Origin of the sequence: Thalassolituus sp. UBA2590 (assembly GCF_002339775.1) — a bacterium.
GTDB lineage: Bacteria > Pseudomonadota > Gammaproteobacteria > Pseudomonadales > Oceanobacteraceae > Thalassolituus.
Genome location: NZ_DDKU01000093.1, coordinates 1 through 3,952, shown reverse-complemented (window position 1 = coordinate 3,952; position 3,952 = coordinate 1). Strand labels below are relative to the sequence as shown.

General features: G+C 50.4%; 5 protein-coding genes and 1 pseudogene. 2 read left to right on the top strand and 4 right to left on the bottom strand.

The annotated features are described in order from the left end of the window. Nucleotides 1-516 precede the first annotated feature (516 nt). Together B2067_RS08675 and B2067_RS08670 are read left to right on the top strand one after the other, a co-directional pair. Nucleotides 517-1,392 (top strand): hypothetical protein, encoded by an 876-nt coding sequence (locus B2067_RS08675; protein WP_301388141.1) that lies wholly within the window; start codon nucleotides 517-519, stop codon nucleotides 1,390-1,392. Nucleotides 1,393-1,487: 95 nt separating this feature from the next. Then, nucleotides 1,488-2,597: an AraC family transcriptional regulator gene (locus B2067_RS08670; protein WP_301388139.1), complete on the top strand. Its 1,110-nt coding sequence runs from the start codon at nucleotides 1,488-1,490 to the stop codon at nucleotides 2,595-2,597. Between the two features lie 23 nt (nucleotides 2,598-2,620). On the opposite strand, the gene B2067_RS08665 is transcribed toward B2067_RS08670, so the two are convergent. The 4 genes and pseudogenes from B2067_RS08665 to B2067_RS08650 form a co-directional block, all read right to left on the bottom strand. Next, complete coding sequence (locus tag B2067_RS08665) at nucleotides 2,621-2,800, bottom strand: type II toxin-antitoxin system RelE/ParE family toxin (protein WP_301388142.1); 180 nt, start codon at nucleotides 2,798-2,800, stop codon at nucleotides 2,621-2,623. Nucleotides 2,801-2,928: 128 nt separating this feature from the next. Beyond that, complete coding sequence (locus B2067_RS08660) at nucleotides 2,929-3,186, bottom strand: type II toxin-antitoxin system Phd/YefM family antitoxin (RefSeq protein ID WP_068438572.1); 258 nt, start codon at nucleotides 3,184-3,186, stop codon at nucleotides 2,929-2,931. 81 nt (nucleotides 3,187-3,267) lie between these two features. Then, nucleotides 3,268-3,609: a hypothetical protein gene (locus B2067_RS08655; RefSeq protein ID WP_301388137.1), complete on the bottom strand. Its 342-nt coding sequence runs from the start codon at nucleotides 3,607-3,609 to the stop codon at nucleotides 3,268-3,270. Between the two features lie 66 nt (nucleotides 3,610-3,675). After that, a pseudogene (locus tag B2067_RS08650) lies at nucleotides 3,676-3,952 on the bottom strand (short-chain dehydrogenase); the annotation flags it as partial.

The following is a 3,952-nucleotide window of genomic DNA, read 5'->3' as shown; positions in this document are numbered from 1 at the left end:
TGACGCAGAGATTCGGTCAGACCGAGTACCGCGAACTTAGATGCGTTGTAGCCGCTCATCAGGGGCTGAGACGCCAGACCTGCCGCACAGAAAGCAACCAGCGAAACCGCTTTGCTCCACGTTGTCATTTTTTTCATGTTTGTGTCTCAGAGTAATGTTGTCATCCCCTCGTCACCGAGAGGTCGTTGCGGGCCCGACGACAAACTATATCCAGACCATAAAAAACGACTAATTTAGAATTTTTGCAGATGCTATTGATTCTCTTTATTTGTCATAAACAGACAGGAGAGCTATCACACGCGCGTGCGGAGAAATAAGCAGGGCGCTACAGAAAGCCAGAGCGCCTGCCCTGCCTTGTCCGGAAAAATCACTGACAAACACCCGACTTACCATTAACGGCCAAACAGACGTCAGCACAGACCAGTTTTCTACCCGCGAGCGCAAAGCACGTGACCATGGCGTCGGCATCTGCTTTATTGGCTGACCTCTGAACAATAAAAACAAAAGGTAAAAATCATGAAGACTATGACGGTATTAAGGGTCGCCCCGGTCGCTTTCGCTGCACTGCTGCAGGGCTGTTTTGGTGGTGGAGAACCCGGTGACGGTGAATACAGCCAGGATCTCTCGAATCCGGGCACCCACGAAATCTGCTCGTATGAAGAAAACCTCGACCATGATGGCTACGCCTCAGCACGCATGTCGTATCCGTGTGACCTGAGCGAGGCCAGCTATCCGTCTACCACGCTGACTGGTGGCTTTACTAACACCAAAGAGCAGATGTTCTGGCTCGCAGATCACCTGACCAGTCATGGCATTGTTGTTCTCACCATCACTCCGACCAACCCACTGTCTGTGCCACCGATCTGGCGTAAAGCTCATATCTCCGGTTTCAACGTACTCGCAGCTGAGAATGATCGCGCCGACAGCCCACTGGAAGGTAAGCTGGATCTCGATAAGCGCAACATCATGGGTTACTCCATGGGTGGCGGTGGCGCCATCATGGCCGCCGAAGAAATGGTCGAGAAGCCTGCGAGCATGATTGCTCTGGCTCCCTGGCTGGGCGCCTACAACGTCGACTACACCCAGATCACAGTGCCAAGCATGATCGTGGGTGCCGCCGAAGACATCGTGGCAGTCAACAGCGAAGTCTATTACCCGCAGTTCCGTTCTGATATCGAACGCGGCCTGGCGATGATCTCTGACGCCAGCCACCTCGACTTCATCAGCACCGGTGATGAGATCGAACAGATGCGCATCCGTACAATGGTTACTGCTTTCCTGGAAGTACAACTGAAGGATAACGATGCAGCGTACGGTTACTTCGATGGCGACGAGCACGAAGAGCACCTCGCCGAGGGCTGGTTCAGCGCCTTTGATTATCAGCGTGACTGATTAATACGGCCAAAAGGCAGCCGAAGGTTTCTGAGGCTGCCGTTCCGTGCCAGACTGCTACTCACTTATCCAACAGATACGCCTACCCGACGCTTATGGACAGAGATGCCGCGTGTATACCGCTCGGTCATATACTGACTTACTTCTCCATCCGCGAAAAACCCGATTTCGAAGAAGAACTCGGACTCCAGACGCTGGACACTGAACGAGCTTCCCGACTGAAACATGTTCAGGATCTGATCGAAATCAGCATGGGAATGGATCATTACGAAGCCTTCCTGAACGTCGGCGTCGACCTCTCAGATGGCATCGTAAAAGACAGGTTTATCTCAACCGGGCAGGTCGTTGGATTGGTTGACCAGGCGGTGAAACTCTTTGATATGCCTTACCTGGGATTATTTATCGGCAATATCATGACCGTCTCTCATTATGGAATGGCGGGTCTTGCCGTCGTCTGTCAGCCGTCACTGCACGAAGCCTGTCTGCTGCTTTCACGCTTCTGTAGTGAATACTTCCCCCCGCTTGATATCTCCGCGCATGTCGGCGAAGAAGAAAGCTGGATGACCATCGAAGAGAATATTTCTCTCGCGCCCTACACCGAGTTTTTTATCGAACTCAATTTTGTCAGCATCTATAACATGCTTTCTGATCTCGCCGGCGGAGACCCGGATATGATGCCGACACGAATAGAGTTCGCCTATCCAAAGCCGCCCTGGGGTCACCTGTATCAGCGCTACTTTAATTGCCCGGTCTACTTCGACCGCCCACAGAACCGGATGATCGGCCACAGCACAGGGGCAGATAAAGAACTGCCACTGGCTAACCGCCTGATGGCCCTGACCGCAGAGAAAGCCTTCCTGCAGCGAGTACCCACGCGGGCGATGAAATACCTGCCACTTAAGCTCAGAAACTTCCTGATCCGCTCATACGGGGCCAACCCATCGCTGGATACCGCCGCCAGAGAAATGGGCCTGAGCAGCCGTACACTGCGTCGCAAGCTTGCCGAAGAAGGCACCAGCTACAAGAACGAAGTCGAAAAAATACAGGCACGCTTCGCACGGGAATACTTTGCCCGGGGTGGCAACTCAGTCACCGAGTTATCAACTTCATTGGGGTTTGCTCATACCTCAGCCTTCAGCCGGGCATTTAAGCGCTGGACCGGGCAGAGCCCGAGTGAGTATTTAGAGAGATTACAACGGAGGTAGAAGTTCAGCTTCAGGAGAAATCGTTATTCAGAGAAAGAGATCAGATAGCGTCTGAGATCCCGCTCCTGACGAAATACATGAAGAATAAAAACTTTATCGTTTTCTATCCGATAAAATACCCTGCAGGGATTCACGATGACTTCACGATAAGAAAAGCCGGACAGCTCCGAAGGTTCACGTCCAGAGAGCGGAAAATGCTCCAGTCATCCAACGACTTCGAAAATACGCTGCACTAACGCACGGGCAGCCGACGGATCAGAAAGAGCAATATAATCTGCAATGGCATCGACATCCTGAACCGCGGATTCCGTCTAGATTACTTCAACCGGAGTTATTTCATCCATTTTGAAAGCCGGTCCTTAGCGTCACTATGAGACATAACGCGGCCATCCTTGACCGCTTGCTCTCCGCGAGCGATCCCTTCAAGGATGCTCATACGGGTCATCAGCTGCTCGTAGTCATCGACATCCAGCAAATACGCCGATGGCTGGCCATGTTCTGTAATCAACACAGGCTCTTTGGTTTCGTGAAGATCAGCAAGAATGCGGGTTGCCTGACGCTTCAGGCTGGTAACAAGCTCGGTTTTCATAGCTGATACTCGAGAATATAAAGTATCACTATAGTATCACTCTATGATTTCCACAAATACAACCAGCTCCAACCGGCGAAATTATGAATGCCGTTCATCACCCGAAGATTCGGGGTAGCGCTTTCGCCCATGCATTGTCAGACCACAACTCTGACAAGTGATCGGTTTGTTCACCCCAAAACCTAACAGCCTTAAATACCGGTGAAACCGATGTCCACTTTTGGGGCAAATGGTTCTTCTGAGATATACCCAGTAAACACCAAAATATACAGGGAAGATGATTTTCAATAGCAACACAGCATCTTGCCGGTACTCAGCAGAAAAATAGTACACGATCGCTAAACAAGTCAGAAAAAAGGCCAGATATATCAGCCATTCCGTTCCCTGAATTTTCTTTAACGCTTTTAGTAATTGAGTATCCATAGAATTTCCGAGCAATAAAAAAGGCTGCATAAGCAGCCTCTTAAATTCAGAACACTCAACTAACTATTAAGCAGTCTTGTTCTTCTTACGGTTCTGGTTTGCCTGCAGTTTCATAACCGAAACGATGACTTTCTGGTACCAGGAACCGAGAGTACGAACCATCAGGTCAAACGCAACAGCATCCGGACCAATCAGTACGCGACGCTTGTTTTTCTTAACGCCATTGATGATGGTTTTCGCTGCTTTGTCTGGCGTAGTGATAAACAGACGCTCGAATTCAGCTTTTGAATCATCAGCGCTGGCGCCTGTGATTTCAGAAGACTTCTCGTTAAAACGAGTCGAC

Coding starts and splice junctions, on each gene's coding strand:
- B2067_RS08660 (WP_068438572.1), bottom strand. CDS start 3,186: ATGAAAACCGAGCTTGTTACCAGCCTGAAGCGTCAGGCAACCCGCATT.
- B2067_RS08670 (WP_301388139.1), top strand. CDS start 1,488: ATGGACAGAGATGCCGCGTGTATACCGCTCGGTCATATACTGACTTAC.
- B2067_RS08655 (WP_301388137.1), bottom strand. CDS start 3,609: ATGGATACTCAATTACTAAAAGCGTTAAAGAAAATTCAGGGAACGGAA.
- B2067_RS08675 (WP_301388141.1), top strand. CDS start 517: ATGAAGACTATGACGGTATTAAGGGTCGCCCCGGTCGCTTTCGCTGCA.